Here is a 14,816-nt window from a genome sequence, read left to right on the forward strand (position 1 = left end):
GCGTGCTCCACCATTAAATTTCTTGGAGAGTCCCATGCTGGACAATATGCTGTTTGTCGCGAGAGTGACGAGTTGGGTCGCCCGTATCGCTCTTTGGCTGTCCGTCGCTGGACTTGTCCTGATGACCGCAATCATCGCTGCCCAGGTGGTCTTCCGGTATCTGTTGAATGATAGCCTCGCCTGGTCGGAACCGGCGGCCGTCATGATTATGGGCTGGTTCATTTTCCTCGGTGCTGCAGTCGGGGTCCGTGAGGGTTACCACCTGTCATTTGATGTCCTGTTGTACTTCCTGCCGGCCAAGGTGTGTGGATGGTTGCACTCGATTTCCGACGGCGTCGTTGTCGGGTTCGGTGGGTGCATGATGTGGTTTGGTACGGAGCTTGCCGCAAAAACGGCAAACAACGCGCTTCCCTCATTAGGGATATCCGGCGCCTTCGATTTTATTCCGATAATCGCCGGTGGCGTGTTATTGGTTATTTTTTCCATAGAGCGGATTGTCCGGCGTTTTGCCGGTTTGCCAACGGCACGATTTGGCGAAACGGTACTGGAGGAGTAAAACTTGGAACTCTGGATTCTCTTTGGGACCTTTATATTCCTGCTGTTGATCGGCACCCCCGTGGCCTTTTGTCTGGGCGCCGCCAGCCTGGCAACCATTATCTACCTCGGATTACCGCCCGTCGTGGTTTTTCAGCGTCTTAATTCCGGTGTGTCGGTGTTCGCGTTGATGGCAATTCCCTTTTTCATTTTTGCCGGCGAACTGATGGTGCGCGGTGATATTGCCCGCCGCTTAATTGCCGTGGCAGGCTCCCTGGTGGGACATTTTCGTGGTGGTTTAGGTCAGGTCAATATCTCCGCGTCACTGCTGTTTGGCGGTATTTCCGGTTCAGCGGCCGCAGATGCATCCGCCATCGGTGGCCTGATGATTCCGCAAATGAAAGAGCGGGGTTATGACGCGGACTATGGTGTGAACATAACGGTTACCTCGGCCATTATTGCACTGTTGATCCCGCCATCGCACAACATGATTATCTATTCGATTGCCGCAGGCGGCAGAATCTCCATTGCCGATCTGTTCACTGCCGGGATTCTGCCCGGCATTATACTGGGCATTTCGCTTATGATTGCCGCTTGGTGGGTCGCGAAAAAGCGCGACTATCCATTGGACACCTTCAAGGGCTGGGGAGTTGTCCAGCGTCTCTTTATCAATGCATTTCCAGGACTCCTGTTGATCGGGATCATATTTGGCGGTGTGCGTTCAGGTGTCTTTACGGCGTCGGAAAGCTCCTGTATCGCAGTGGTCTACGCCATTTTTGTCACGGTGCTCATCTACCGTTTCCTGGACTGGAAAGGCTTCGTGGAAGCAGGCATGGCCGCGGTTCGCACCACCGCGATGGTACTGTTGGTGATCGGCTCTGCGGCATCATTCGGTTGGCTTTTGGCCTATCTTCACGTCCCTGCCTCCCTGGTTGAGGTCATGCGCAATGTGTCGGACGATCCACTGGTTATCATGTTGTTGATCAACGTGGCGCTGCTAATCCTCGGGACATTCATGGATATGTCACCCCTAATCGTCATCACCACGCCGATCTTCCTGCCGGTCGCACTGGCATTCGGGGTTGATCCGGTCCACTTCGGGGTGATTCTGATCCTGAATCTCGGTATCGGACTCTGTACCCCGCCCGTTGGTTCGGTGCTATTCGTGGGGTGTGCTGTTGGAAAGATCACGGTATGGGAGGCGGTACGTACGATCGGTCCCTTCTATTTCGCCGCTTTTGCAACGCTGATTCTGGTCACCTATATACCCGCCCTGTCGCTTGCCATACCGGCCCTGTTTCATTGATGACGGAGGTTCATTGCATGAATGCTTATCCCCTTGTTGAGGCCGATCCAGGTGTCACTCGTCAAGTGCTGAGTCAGCAGCCAGAACTGATGGTGGTGGCGTTCGGCTTCCAGAAGGATGCGGTGGGCGCTTTGCACCAACACCCCCATGTCCAGTCGACCTATGTCCAATCGGGTCGGTTTCTTTTTAGCGTGGATGGCGAGACGCTTACCCTGGAGCCCGGTGACAGTCTTATTGTGCCCTCCGAAGCGGTACATGGTTGCCAGTGTCTGGAATCCGGCACACTTATCGACACCTTCACCCCCCGACGCGATGACTTTTTATAGAAGGAATGAACATGTTGAATGTTGAAACCCGCTATGCGGTTCATGCCGAGCACGCACGCACCATGGATACGGAAGCGCTTCGCAAGCATTTTCTTGCCGAAGGGCTATTTGTGGATGGGGAGATTCGTCTGGTCTATACCCATTACGAACGTTTTGTCCTGGGAGGTGCGGTACCCGCGGGGAAGCCCCTGATCCTCGATCATGTGGCGCAAAGCGGTACCCCCGGATTCCTTGATCGGCGGGAGATGGGCATCGTCAATATTGGCGAAACGGGGACCGTTTCGACGGCCAGTGAAAGCTGGGCCATGGAGCGGGGCGATGTGCTTTATCTGGGGAAGGGTGCCGGGCCGGTCACCTTTGCCGGTGCAGGACGATTTTATATCACCTCGGCACCCGCCCATGTCACCTTTCCCAGCCGACTCATTCGACTTGCCGACAGCGCTGTGGTCAAACTCGGTTCGCTGGAAACCTCGAACAAGCGGACGATCAACCAGTTCATTCATCCCGAGGTGATGGAGAGTTGCCAACTCATCCTTGGTTATACAACCCTGGAGGATGGCTCCGTCTGGAACACCATGCCGGCGCACACCCATGACCGTCGTATCGAAGCCTATCTCTATTTCAACCTCTCCCCCGAAGCGCGTGTGTTGCATCTCATGGGCGAGCCCACCGAGACGCGCCATTTGCTGGTGGCCAACGAAGAGGCGGCGATCTCTCCTCCCTGGTCTTTGCATTCGGGTGCCGGGACCGCGGGCTACACCTTTATCTGGGCGATGGCGGGAGATAATGTGGATTACACGGATATGGATTTCGTGCAGCCGGGTGATTTGCGATGAGCGCTCTTTTTGATTTGTCCGGGCGCCGCGCCCTGGTCACCGGCGCCAATACCGGAATCGGTCAGGCCGTGGCCGTGGCACTTGCTGGGCAAGGTGCGCAAGTGGTTTGCGCCGGCCGTCGTGCCTGTGACGAAACGGTGGGCATAATCCGGGAAAAGGGTGGCAGGGCTGAATGCCTTTGTCTCGATTTCGACAATCCGATGGCAGCGGAGGGGGTTTTCGCGGATCAGGGTTTCTCGATCCTGGTGAATAATGCCGGGATCATTCGGCGCTGCGACAGTGTGGACTATTCGGAAACCGACTGGGATGCGGTTTTGAATGTGAACCTCAAGGCGCTGTTCTTTACCTGCCAGGCCTTTGCGCGTGAAATATTTGCCACCGGCGGGACCGGCTCGATCGTCAATATTGCCTCGCTTCTGAGCTTTCAGGGGGGTATCCGCGTGCCTGCCTATACAGCCTCGAAGCACGGGGTAGCGGGCATCACCAAGTCCCTGGCCAATGAATGGGCGGCGCGCGGCATCAACGTTAACGCCATCGCGCCAGGATACATCGTCACCAACAATACCGAGGCCCTTCGCAACGATACGGCACGCTCTGCGGCCATCCTCAGTCGTATCCCGGCAGGACGCTGGGGTGAGGCGGAGGATATCGGTGGTGCGGCGGCTTTTCTTTGCTCCCAGGCTGCCCGCTATATTCATGGTGCCGTGCTCAATGTCGATGGTGGATGGCTTGCCTACTAATCTGCCACGTCTGTCCCGTCCCAATACTCCGCGCCCCGGCGTGGGTATGGTTCACCTCGGTCTCGGTGCTTTCTTTCGCGCCCATGGTGCCCTTTACGTGGCAGAGGCAATGGCCGCCTCTGGTGGCGATTGGGGGATTGTCGGCGTCTCTCTCCAGTCTCCGGCAACGCGTGACGCATTGGCTCCCCAAAGCTTTGCCTACACCGCGCTCGAACGTGGCCCTGAAGGCACCCGGGCGCAGGTGGTCAATGTCATTGAGGATTGCCTTGTCTCCCGGGAGAACCCCGAAAGGGTGCTTGCATTGATGTCGGATCCGAAGGTGCGGATTGTCACCCTGACGGTTACCGAAAAGGGTTATTGTTATGAACCGTCGACCGGGCATTTGAATGTTGATCATCCCGACATTATCCATGACAGCAGGTCAGCGGTGCCGTACTCCGCGCCCGGTTTCCTGGTTAGAGCCCTGGCGGCACGGCGTAGGGCCGGGTTGCGCCCCTTTACCGTGTTGACCTGTGACAATCTGCCGGAAAACGGCCGCCTGGTGCGGGGCGTGGTTTTGCAACTGGCCCGTATGATCGACCCCGGGCTGGCTGACTGGATTGCGCTGGAGGGGCGTTTTCCGGCGACCATGGTCGATCGCATTGTACCCGCTATCAAGCCGAAGGAAATCGAGGACGCAGCCTCCCTCACCGGGTACCGGGATGCTGCGCCCGTGGTGCACGAACCTTTCCGCCAGTGGGTGGTCGAGGATGATTTTGTCGATGGCCTCAGGCCCGACCTGGGCGCCGTGGGCGTTACCCTGGTGGATGACGTGACGCCCTATGAACAGATGAAACTTCGTTGCCTCAACGGCACCCATTCGGCATTGGCCTACCTGGGTTATCTGGCGGGGCACGAGACAATCGCCGACACCGTGGCCGATCCTGTTTTCGCACGCTATGTGAATCAGTTATGGACCCATGAGATTATCCCCGCATTGACGCCGCCGCCCGGCGCGGACATCCTGGCCTATACCGAGGCCCTGTTCGCGCGATACGCCAACCCGGCAATCCAGCATCGCACATGGCAGATCGCCATGGACGGAAGCCAGAAACTCCCCCAGCGCATATTGGGTACCCTATGGCAGAATTACACCACGGGGAGGCCCGCTCCGGGATTGAATCTGGCAGTCGCGGGTTGGATGCGCTATGTGGGCGGCATCGACGAAACGGGTCACCCTATCCAGGTCAAGGATCCCCTGGCCGTGTACCTCAGAGAACAGTCGGATTTGGCTGTAGGGGTCGATAAGGCACGCAGACTCTTGGCCGTTCGGGAAATATTTTCAGAAGATCTCACCAGGGCATTGGAACCCGGGATCTGTGCAGCCTATGAACGGCTCATGACTCTGGGTGCGCGTGGCGCGGTGGAGGAACTTTCATGAAGGAAAGCTGGCGCTGGTATGGGGAACTTGATCGCATTTCGTTACCGGAGATCGCGCAGACGGGCGCACTGGGGATTGTCACCGCGCTTCATGATATACCCTATGGCGAGGTCTGGGAGCGTGCCGCAATCGCCAAGCGGAATGCGCAGATTGTCGAGGCCGGCTTTGAGTGGGTGATGGTGGAGAGTCTGTCCGTCCACGAAGACATCAAGCGCGGCGAAGGCGATCTTGAACGACTGTTCGCCAATTACCGGCAGTCCATGAGCAACCTGGCCTCGGAAGGTATCAAGACCATTTGCTACAACTTTATGCCACTGATCGATTGGACGCGCACGGATCTTGCGGCGCCCGTGGCACGGGGTGGTGCCTGTCTGCGTTTCGATGCGCCACGCATGGCGGCTTTTGAGATTCATATGCTGGGTCGGAAGGACGCGGTGAACGACTATCCGGAAGCGGTGGTTGAGCAAGGCGGAGAGTGGTTCAGGACAGCGACCGCGGAGGACCAGGCCGCCTTGTTGCACGCCATCATGTCCGGTCTTCCCGGGGCCTATGATCGCTATAGTGTGACGGGTTTGAGAACCGCCTTGCGTCGTTACGAGGGTATTGGGCGCGACGAACTGAGGAGCAATTTCCGCCGCTTCCTTAATGAGGTGGTGCCCACTGCCGAAGAGCTCGGCATGCGTTTGTGTGTGCATCCGGATGATCCGCCCCGGGATATTCTCGGGTTATCGCGCATCGTCTCCTGTGAGGCGGATATTGCCTGGATCATGGATGCGGTTCCAGCACGGGCCAACGGTCTGACCTTATGCGCAGGTTCTCTTGGCGCCGGTCCCGAGAATGATATCCCGGCAATCGCCGCACGATTCGCGGATCGCATTCATTTCGCACACCTGAGGAATATCCGGCATGACCCGGACCAATCAGGAAGCTTTGAAGAGGCGGCCCATTTGAATGGCGGTACCGACATGGTGTCCCTTATCCATGTGCTTCTGGAGGAGGAGACGCGTCGGCGAGAAGCGGGACTGGAAGACGCGGAGATTCCCTTCCGTCCCGATCACGGGCACGATCTCTTGTCGGATATCGAAAGAGGTGCCCATCCTGGATATTCATTGATTGGACGTATGCGGGGTCTGGCCGAATTGCGCGGTGTTATCGCCGCCTTGGAGTGGAGCGGTAAACGCGAGCTCAATGGCAGGATCTGATCTCATCCAGAGATCTACTTACCAACTCAAGTTCCGGAGTTCGCAGGACTTGTAGGGTGGATAAGCTTGCGCATCCACCGCATCCGAATCATGGTGAGGAGTGGTACATGAATGTACCGTTTACGGACCTGAGGATGGCATGCGCTGATGCTTATACACCCTACAAATTCAGCGATTAAGCTTTGTGAAATGAACTCAGAAACTTGAGTTACAAGGCAGATAGCAGGCTTATAGCGCGGTTGTCACTCCTCGCCATGGGAGTGTTTGTGTTCCGGCACCTTTGCGTCATGCTCATGCCCGGCGTCGATACCGGCGGCGTGGACATGCAGGTGCGAATGGGTGTGCAGATGGGGATGACGGTGCATGATGCCTTCGACCAGGGTGCCGTCCTGGATCAGCACCGCCCGGGTGGCCAGCCGCTCCACCAGTTTGCGGTCGTGGGAGACGAACACCATCGCCTGGGGCAGGGACTCCAGGTGTTCCAGCAGGCGCTGTTCGGCCTTTTCGTCCAGTCCGTTGGTCGGCTCATCCATCAGCAGCACCTGCGGCTGCATGGCCAGCACCGTGGCCAGTGCGACCATGCGCTTTTCGCCGCCCGAGAGCTTGTGGGTGACTCGCTCGGCATAACGGGAGAGCCCCAGGGAGTCCAGCACCTGTTCGGCGATCTCCCGCGCCTCGGTCTCGCTGCGGCCCAGGTTCAGCGGGCCGAAGATTACATCCTCCAGCACCGTGGGGCAGAACAGCTGGTCGTCGGCATCCTGGAACAGCAGCCCGGCCCGGGCGCGCACTTCGCGAAACTCCTGCTCGCTACGGCGTTCCCGGCCGAAGGCGTGGATGCGCCCGGCGCTGGGTTTGTGCAGGCCCACCATCAGTTGCAGCAGGGTGGTTTTGCCGGCGCCGTTCTCTCCCAGCAGGGCGACCCGCTCACCGGGGTGCAGATGGAAGTTGACCGCGGAGAGCACCGGATGGGCCGGGTAGCCGAAGGCGATATCCTGCAGGCTGATCAGGATTTCATTCATAGGGTCTGCTCCAGCAGTAACAGGATAGCGGCGATTCCGCCCGCGGCGAACAGCCCCAGGGTGTCGCGGTGGCGCCAGACGTTCGGGTTGACCAGGTAGAAGCGGCCGCTGAAGCCGCGGCACTTCATGGCGGCGAGGATCCGCCGCGAGCGCTCCAGGCTGCGCACCAGCAGCATGCCCAGCAGCCAGCCGAGGCTGCGCCAGGTGTGGCGGTTGCTGCCGGCGACAAAGGCGCGGGCGCGCATCGCCAGGCGCAGGGTCTGGTACTCGTCGAACAGCACGCCGATGTAGCGCACGGTGAACAGGAACAGGTGGATCAGTTTCTGCGGCAGGCGCAGCTGTCCCAGGGCATGTCCCAGGACCACCGGCTCCAGGGTGCCGATCAGCGCCATCAGCAGAATGACCACGGCGTTGGCCCTGAGCACGATCTCCAGGGCCCGCTGCAGTCCCTCAAAGCTGGCGCTGAACGGCCCCAGGGTCAACCAACTCTCTCCCGGCACCGAGAAAGGCAGCATCACCAGCAGCACGATCATGAAACCCTCCATGGCCAGCAGCCGCTTGCGCAGCAGCGGGCCGCTCAGGCCGACCCGCCACGCCAGCAGCAGCGCCAGCAGCAAGGCCGTCAACAGCAGGGGGAGGCGCTGCAGTGAGACCACGGCCAGGGCGAATAGCAGGGCCGCGATCAGGCGCAGGCGCGGGTCGAACTGGCTGAGCCAGCCTCCTTGGGCGTTTTCCTGGCCGAGGGTCAGCTGCATCATTTTTTTGGTCCGCCGCCCGGTCCACCCCGGCGGCCGCGCCACCACAGGGCGATCCCGGCCAGACCGAAGATAAAGCCGATACCGCCGAGGATGTCGCTCAGCCGCGCCCGCTCGTCGCTACGCTGCAGCGCCGCGCGTAGCGGGCCGATCTGGCGCGCCAGCGCCTGCTCGACCAGCGCCATCAGCTGTCGGTCCGCCAATTGTCGGTCAACCAGGCCCGTTTGATCGGTAGCCGTCGGCCGGCTCCCGGTCCCGGCTGAAATCGCGGCGTCAGGGCCGGTCGGGCCGAACTCCGCTGCGCGGATCAGCCACTCCGCCTGGTGGCCGTCACCGGTGTCGGCCCGGAGTCGGTACTCCCCCGCGTTCGCCGGGGTATAGCTGAAGGCGCCCTGGGGGTCGGTTTTTAGTGTCGCCAGCGGCTGGCCGCCCGGATCGCTGACGGTGTCGCTGACGGTGACGACCGCGCCGGCCGCCTCGGCGCCGCCGGCGAAGTAGACCGAACCGTGGATGTTCGGCCCCTCCACATAGGCAAACAGCTTCAGCAGGTGCGCCTCGGCGCTGCCGTGCAACAGCAGGAGCGGGATTATTATTAGATGCAGGCGGGGCATCGGTTTACTCCTGCAGGGTGATCAGTTCCGGCGCCACCTTGAGGAGGAACGCCAGGGTGAAGCCGGTGACCGCGGCCTCGGCCACCATCAGCGGGGCATAGGTGGCCAGTACCACCTTGGCCGCCGGCAGATAATCGCTGCTGCTCAGGCCCAGGCTGAGACTGACCAGGGTGCCGGTCAGCACGACGCCCAGGGCGCCGCTGGCCGCCCCCCAAGCCAGGCTGGCCCTGCCGCTGGAGCGCCTGAGCGCCGGACCCAGCAGGCCGGCGCAGAGCAGCGCCGGCAGGGCGATGTTCAGGGTGTTGACGCCGAGCACCAGCAGGCCGCCGTAGCCGAAAAACACCGCCTGCATGAGCAGGGCCACCAGGATCGCCGGCACCGCCGCCCAGCCCAGGATCAGCCCCATCAGTCCGTTCAGGATCAGGTGCACGCTGCTCGGGCCTACCGGGACCGAGACCAGCGAGGCAATAAAGAAGGCGGCCGAGAGCACCGCCGCCTGGGGGATGCGGTCGAAATCGAGCCGCCGGATCGCCACCGCCAGCAGGCAGGTGGTGGCGGCGGCACCGCTGATCAGTACCGGTGCGGAGAGTACACCGTCAGGGATATGGGCGATGGCCGTGGCTCCTCATTCTACTAATCATTCTATTGGCGTCATTGCATGTCACGGGCGCGGATCCAGATCAGCGCCCCCTGTTCCACCGGTACGGCTTCGCCGGCGGGATTGCGCAGCTTTTCCGGACCTTCCAGCAGCGCGGCGAAGCCCCACCAACCGGCGCGCGGAAGCGCATAACTGAAGGTGCCGTTGGCGTCGGCCTTGGTCACCTGGGTGACATAGGCATCCGCCGGGGGGGTGATGCTGCCGTCGTTCAGCCACGCGATCTCCACCTGGGCAAAGGGCACCGGCTCACCATCCCGTCGCACCACGCCCTGGAACAGGTTACCGGTCCAGAGCCCGTAGGGGCGGGTCAGCGGCTCGATCTCGACCGGAAACCCCACCAGCCGGTCCCAGCCCGGCTCACCGGCGAAGGCGTCCACCACCACCTTGGTGAAGTGTTCGATCATTTTCCCCTCGGCCGGCTCCCAGTAAGGGGCGGGCTGCAGGTAGAAGAGGTGGTCGCCGGGGCGGGTGACGCGGTATTCGGCCCGATAGGCGGTCTGGCCATCCACCTGATAGGTGGAGAGGGCGTCACGCAGGTCCCGGTCGCCCTCGGGGCCCAGCACGCCGAACCGCAACGGCTGTCCCATGTGCATGGTCGGACCGCCCAGCATCGGGTGAGTGAAGCGCAAATCCAGCTGCACAAGGCGGGGGGTGCCTTCATGGAGCAGCTCATGGGAGGGGATCAGGGTCTGAAAGTGGGCGGCGGCAAGGGCGGGTAGCAGGCAGAACGCTGTCGCCAGATATCGGGTAAGCCGTTTAAACATCCGCGGACTCCGGTGAAAAAATGGCCGGGTGATCCTGCTGTGGTGCCCGGGTCGGTTAAGCGATATTACAAAAAAATAATTTGTAATACAATTGGCCCGTGAACACTAGGCACTTACAGGTTGAGGGCCTCAACGGTGTCGCAACATCCTGAACCGCTCGGGGGACCATCCGAGCCGACTGTACAACCCTTCTTCTCCACGGCTCCTTCCCAGGCTCGAACCGGACAATGATCTTTGATCTCGCCAATACGCCAAGCACGCCAAGGAAAACCGATTCCTTCCTTTAATCTTTGCGCTCTTGGCGTCTTGGCGAGAGTCCATTTGCCATCAGTTATCCAGAGGCACTCAAACCATGCATAGGTCAAACCTGACGAGTCCCCCGGGCCAAGCCGGGGAGTTAACCCGGTGACTCAGGTCTGCGGGTGGGTATGGCTGTGTTTGTGGGCGCCGCCGCCGTGGTGGTGGTGCTCCTGCTCCACCTCCACCGGGATCAGGTTGAGCTTGCCGTGGCGCACGCCCGGCTGGGTGATGACCGCGTTGGCAAACTCCTCCACCTGCCGGGTAGGGCCGCTGACCACGACCGCCTCCAGGCAGTTCTCATGATCCAGATGGACATGCAGGGTGGAGACCGAGACATCGTGATGGTGGTGGTGCGCGTGGGTCAGGCGCCGGGCCAACTCCCGCTCTTCGTGGTTGAACACATAGCTGAGGGTGCCGACACAGTGACCGCTGGCGGCATGTGCCATGCGGTCCGCCTCCAGGGTGTCGCGGATCATATCCCGGATCGCCTCGGAGCGGTTCTTGTAGCTGCGCCGTTTAAGGTACTCCTCAAACTGGCCGATCAGCTCCTCGTCCAGGGATATGGTGATGCGTTCCATTGGGCTTCCTCGTGGTTTGGCGTAACGTGCCCGAATCATCGCAGGAGATCCGCGTCGGGGCAAACATTCGCCGGCGGCTTGAACTTGGCGGGGTTTGCACTATTAGTTATCAATAAGGGGAGCCGGACACGAGTGGAAACTGTGTATGCTGCGTCGTTCCCTGGTGGTTCTCTGGTTCCTGGGCCTGTCCCTGGTCAATCTCCCGACAGTGCAGGCGGAGATCTCCCGCAACACCTACGATACCATCCTCGACGTGGTCGCCCGGACCTACGCCGGGGCGTTCAGCGAGCGCAACGAGCGCTTGCGCATCGATCGGCTGTGGCCGGATGAGACCAACCAGGCCTCGGCCTGGCGGGAGGAGGATCGGCGCGGCGAGATCGCCATCCTGCGGATCCCCGGCGGCATCGCCCGGCAGCCGATCATCAATGCCGACGCCTTCACCCTGATCGTCTGCCACGAGATCGGCCACCATCTGGCGGGACCGCCGGCGGTCTGGAAATACTCGGTGGAGGGGCAGGCGGACTACTTCGGGGTCTCCGACTGCCTGCGGCGCGTGTTTCCGAAGCTGCCCGAGTATAGCGTGCTGCGTGAGGAGACCACCCCGGAGATCGTGGTCGACCGCTGCCGGACGGTATTCATCTCCCGCGAGGAGCGCCAGCTCTGCATGCGCTCCGCCATGGCCGGGGCGCGCCTGACCCGCTATTTCGCCCACAAACGGCATATCGGTTACCCACTGTTCGAGATGCCGGCGCTGGAGGTCGCCCGTCGGACCGAAACGGGGCCGCCCAGCCCGCAGTGCCGTCTCGATACCTATTTCGCCGCCGCCCTGTGCGATCCGGAGAATCGCGCGACGGGGGCGGACGGGCCGCCCTGGCTCTGCACCCAGCACCCGCTGCAGAGCCACGGGGTGCGTCCGCGCTGCTGGTTCAGCGCCGCCGGCGCTGAGTGAAACGCACCGCATCCAGGATCAGCAGCCGAAGGCGGAGATCAAGCCCTGAAGCCTGTCGTTGTGGGGCCGGCGTCGCCTGTCTTAGGGCTCAGGTCAGTTGTAGCGGCCCATACCCTCGCGTGATTCAAAGTCGATATCCGGCCCCTTCGGCACGATGCCGTTCGGGTTGATGAACGGATGGCTGCGGTAATAATGAGTCTTGATGTGGTCCAAGTTTACCGTCTCCGCGATCCCGGGTATCCGGTAGAGCGCACGCAACCAAGCCCACAGGTTGGGGTAGTCGATGATGCGCCGCTTATTGCATTTGAAGTGACCATGGTAAACCGCATCGAAACGGACCAGGGTGGGGAACAGGCGCCAGTCGGCCTCGCTGGGACGGTCGCCCACCAGCCAGAGGTTCCCGGCGAGACGCCGCTCCAATTCATCCAGCGCATCGAACAGCCGGTCGAAGGCGGTTTCATAGGCCCGCTGGGTGCGCGCAAAACCGGCCCGGTAGACCCCGTTGTTCACCCGTTCGTAGATATAGTCGTTGATCTCGTCTATCTCTGCGCGCAGTGGCACGGGGTAGAGATCGATCGCCTGGTCTCCCCAGGTGTCGAAGGCGCTGTTGAACATGCGGATGATCTCCGAGGATTCGTTGTTGACGATGAGGTCCCGCTGTTTGTCATACAGCACCGGCACGGTCACCACGCCGTCGTAGCCCGGTTCGACCCGGTCGTAGAGCTGGGCCAGTTTTCGGTAACCATGCACCTGGTCCCCGGTGGACCCGGGATACGCGCCGAACAGCCAGCTCTCCTCGGGCATGACGGGATGCACCACCGACACCGGGATCACCGCTTCCAGCCGTTTCAGCTTGCGGAAGATAAGGGTCCGATGGGCCCAGGGGCAGGCCAGGGAGACATAGAGATGGTAGCGGCCCGGCTCGGCCCTGAAACCGGACTCGCCGCTGAGGCCCGCCGCTCCCGTTGGCGTCACCCAGTTCCTGAAGCGGGATTCCCAGCGGACAAACTCGCCTGCATCATTGTTTCTCATGGTGCCTCATTGGTTGATTCGTGCCGCCGGTTAACGGGTGATCACCTGGGTGATCAAGGCAGATCGAACAGCAGCACCTCGGCCCGGTCGACACCGCTCAGCTCCACCTGCGGTTCATCCACCAGGGTGAGGGCGTCGCCCGCGCCCAGGGTTTCGCCGTTGACCAGCGCCTGGCCCCTGGCGACATGGACATAGGCGGTTCGCCCCGCCGTCAGCGTGTGCGTCACCGACTCGCCCTGTTCCAGCAGGGTGCCGTAGAGCAGCCCGTCCTGATGGGCGCTGATGGAGCCGCCACTGCCGTCCGGCGAGACCAGCAGCTGCAGGGTGCCGCGCCGCTCCGACAGGGGGAAGTGCTTCTGGGCATATCCGGGGGGCACGCCCTTCTCGTTGGGCAGGAGCCAGATCTGCAACAGGTGCACCGGCTGATGTTCGGACGGGTTGATCTCGCTGTGTCTGACCCCGGTGCCGGCGCTCATGTGTTGAATGTCACCCGGATGGATGAGTGAGCCGTTGCCCATGCTGTCCTTGTGTTCCAGCTCCCCCTCCATGACATAGGTGACGATCTCCATATCCTGGTGCGGGTGGGTGGGGAATCCGCTGGCCGGCGCTATCCGGTCTTCATTGATGACCCGCAGGATCGATACCCCCATGTGGGCCGGATCGTAATAATCGGCGAAGGAGAAGCTGTGATGGCTCTCCAGCCAGCCTTGTTGGACATGACCACGGTCATCTGCTGCTCTGATCTGTTTCATGGTTTAGGCTCCTTGTTGATGACTACAGTGTAGTTGTTCGGTACCCTCTGTACCGCCCCCTGCCGCCGTCCCTCCCGGCAGGTCAACCGGCGCGGCGGCGGCCGGGGCGGCCTGTGCAACGGAACGCCCACCGCGGGCCGGCAGTGCCGGTTCACGGAGCTCCGCGAAACATCGAGGCCGGATCGGGGTCCAAAATTGGCGGTGTCAGCCGTTTTGTCCGGCATGCCACTGGAGGTTGAGACTCAGGCGTGGCCGCTGGCACAAGCGAAGTATTTATTATGATTGAGAAGATTAAACAGTTTTTTGAAACCCACATGGCCCCCGATTCATCCGCGATGGACCAGGACCCGGAGCACGCCCTGCGGCTGGCGGTGGCGGTGCTGCTGTTCGAAGTGGCCGAGTCGGACTATAAGCAGCATCCCGATGAGAAGGCCGCGCTGCTGTTGGCGGTTCAGGAGCACTTCCGGCTGGCGCCGGGGGAGGCGGATGAACTGCTGGGTCTGGCGGAGGCGGAGCATGCCGATTCCACCGACTATTTCCAGTTTACCCGCCTGATCAACCAGCACTATTCGCCGCGGCAGAAGGTGGATCTGATCGAGGCGCTCTGGCGGGTGGCCTTCTCCGACAGCGAACTGCATCACTACGAAGAGCACGTGATACGCCGCCTGGCGGATCTGCTGTATGTCCCGCATACCGAGTTCATCGCCGCCAAGCACCGGGTGGCCAATCCCTAGCCGCCTGTCGGGCCGTATTTCCGGCCACCATGAGACTCACTACTATCCCGTGCTGGCGATGTTCGAGAACCATAGGGCGGGCCGTGCCCGCCGATGGTAAAAAACCGGTGGAAAAACCGGGACATCCACATTTAATCTGGAGCACTTATCGGGATACGGCCAGATGGAGGCGCCTGTGGTGATTGGTCAAGCCGAGCGGATCAGGCAGATTGCACTGGCGGCGGGGCGCTGTTTTATCAAGGGGTTGGGGGAGTCGAGGCGACTGTATCGCGCTTTGCCTGCGTAAACTTCGATGATTGG

The 14,816-nt window shown here is 61.3% G+C and carries 17 protein-coding genes; 9 read left to right on the forward strand and 8 right to left on the reverse strand.

The window, feature by feature from the left end:
- Positions 1–34 precede the first annotated feature (34 nt).
- The 7 genes from O9K64_RS09525 to uxuA are packed head-to-tail and all read left to right on the forward strand — an operon-like array spanning position 35 to position 6,364.
- Entirely contained in the window at positions 35–556 is a 522-nt protein-coding gene (locus O9K64_RS09525; RefSeq protein WP_275097827.1) for a TRAP transporter small permease, read from the forward strand.
- Positions 557–559: 3 nt separating this feature from the next.
- On the forward strand, positions 560–1,840 hold the full coding sequence (locus O9K64_RS09530; protein WP_275097828.1) for a TRAP transporter large permease: 1,281 nt from the start codon (positions 560–562) through the stop codon (positions 1,838–1,840).
- A 17-nt stretch (positions 1,841–1,857) separates the two neighbouring features.
- Positions 1,858–2,166 (forward strand): cupin domain-containing protein, encoded by a 309-nt coding sequence (locus O9K64_RS09535; protein WP_275097829.1) that lies wholly within the window; start codon positions 1,858–1,860, stop codon positions 2,164–2,166.
- A gap of 11 nt (positions 2,167–2,177) precedes the next feature.
- Positions 2,178–3,002, forward strand: coding sequence for a 5-dehydro-4-deoxy-D-glucuronate isomerase (kduI, locus tag O9K64_RS09540; protein WP_275097830.1), 825 nt, complete (start codon positions 2,178–2,180; stop codon positions 3,000–3,002).
- Positions 2,999–3,742 (forward strand): 2-dehydro-3-deoxy-D-gluconate 5-dehydrogenase KduD, encoded by a 744-nt coding sequence (gene kduD, locus O9K64_RS09545; RefSeq protein ID WP_275097831.1) that lies wholly within the window; start codon positions 2,999–3,001, stop codon positions 3,740–3,742. The genes kduI and kduD overlap by 4 nt, the downstream gene beginning before the upstream one ends.
- On the forward strand, positions 3,714–5,162 hold the full coding sequence (locus tag O9K64_RS09550; RefSeq protein ID WP_335342266.1) for a mannitol dehydrogenase family protein: 1,449 nt from the start codon (positions 3,714–3,716) through the stop codon (positions 5,160–5,162). Before kduD ends, O9K64_RS09550 begins: the two co-directional genes overlap by 29 nt.
- Entirely contained in the window at positions 5,159–6,364 is a 1,206-nt protein-coding gene (gene uxuA, locus O9K64_RS09555) for a mannonate dehydratase (protein WP_275097832.1), read from the forward strand. The genes O9K64_RS09550 and uxuA overlap by 4 nt, the downstream gene beginning before the upstream one ends.
- Before the next feature lie 242 nt (positions 6,365–6,606).
- On the opposite strand, the gene O9K64_RS09560 is transcribed toward uxuA, so the two are convergent.
- The 6 genes from O9K64_RS09560 to nikR all read right to left on the reverse strand — a co-directional run bounded on the left by O9K64_RS09560 (position 6,607) and on the right by nikR (position 11,049).
- Positions 6,607–7,383: an energy-coupling factor ABC transporter ATP-binding protein gene (locus O9K64_RS09560; protein WP_275097833.1), complete on the reverse strand. Its 777-nt coding sequence runs from the start codon at positions 7,381–7,383 to the stop codon at positions 6,607–6,609.
- Positions 7,380–8,141: a cobalt ECF transporter T component CbiQ gene (cbiQ, locus tag O9K64_RS09565; protein WP_275097834.1), complete on the reverse strand. Its 762-nt coding sequence runs from the start codon at positions 8,139–8,141 to the stop codon at positions 7,380–7,382. The genes O9K64_RS09560 and cbiQ overlap by 4 nt, the downstream gene beginning before the upstream one ends.
- Entirely contained in the window at positions 8,138–8,749 is a 612-nt protein-coding gene (locus O9K64_RS09570) for a hypothetical protein (protein ID WP_275097835.1), read from the reverse strand. Before O9K64_RS09570 ends, cbiQ begins: the two co-directional genes overlap by 4 nt.
- Positions 8,750–8,753: 4 nt before the next feature.
- On the reverse strand, positions 8,754–9,362 hold the full coding sequence (cbiM, locus tag O9K64_RS09575; RefSeq protein WP_275097864.1) for a cobalt transporter CbiM: 609 nt from the start codon (positions 9,360–9,362) through the stop codon (positions 8,754–8,756).
- A 38-nt stretch (positions 9,363–9,400) separates the two neighbouring features.
- Positions 9,401–10,171 (reverse strand): DUF4198 domain-containing protein, encoded by a 771-nt coding sequence (locus O9K64_RS09580; protein ID WP_275097836.1) that lies wholly within the window; start codon positions 10,169–10,171, stop codon positions 9,401–9,403.
- A gap of 410 nt (positions 10,172–10,581) precedes the next feature.
- On the reverse strand, positions 10,582–11,049 hold the full coding sequence (nikR, locus tag O9K64_RS09585) for a nickel-responsive transcriptional regulator NikR (RefSeq protein ID WP_260294225.1): 468 nt from the start codon (positions 11,047–11,049) through the stop codon (positions 10,582–10,584).
- Between the two features lie 145 nt (positions 11,050–11,194).
- Between nikR and O9K64_RS09590 the strand changes: the two genes are divergently transcribed.
- The gene (locus tag O9K64_RS09590) at positions 11,195–11,998 is read left to right on the forward strand and encodes a hypothetical protein (protein WP_275097837.1); all 804 of its coding nucleotides are present in this window, start codon (positions 11,195–11,197) and stop codon (positions 11,996–11,998) included.
- Positions 11,999–12,091: 93 nt separating this feature from the next.
- Here O9K64_RS09590 and O9K64_RS09595 read toward each other — a convergent pair whose 3' ends face one another.
- Complete coding sequence (locus O9K64_RS09595) at positions 12,092–13,030, reverse strand: glutathione S-transferase family protein (protein WP_275097838.1); 939 nt, start codon at positions 13,028–13,030, stop codon at positions 12,092–12,094.
- Between the two features lie 53 nt (positions 13,031–13,083).
- Complete coding sequence (locus O9K64_RS09600; protein ID WP_275097839.1) at positions 13,084–13,782, reverse strand: pirin family protein; 699 nt, start codon at positions 13,780–13,782, stop codon at positions 13,084–13,086.
- 278 nt (positions 13,783–14,060) lie between these two features.
- Between O9K64_RS09600 and O9K64_RS09605 the strand changes: the two genes are divergently transcribed.
- Positions 14,061–14,516, forward strand: a complete 456-nt coding sequence (locus tag O9K64_RS09605; protein WP_275097840.1) for a TerB family tellurite resistance protein — start codon at positions 14,061–14,063, stop codon at positions 14,514–14,516.
- The last annotated feature ends 300 nt before the right edge of the window (positions 14,517–14,816 follow it).

Source organism: Sedimenticola hydrogenitrophicus (genome assembly GCF_029017505.1).
Taxonomy (GTDB): domain Bacteria; phylum Pseudomonadota; class Gammaproteobacteria; order Chromatiales; family Chromatiaceae; genus Sedimenticola; species Sedimenticola hydrogenitrophicus_A.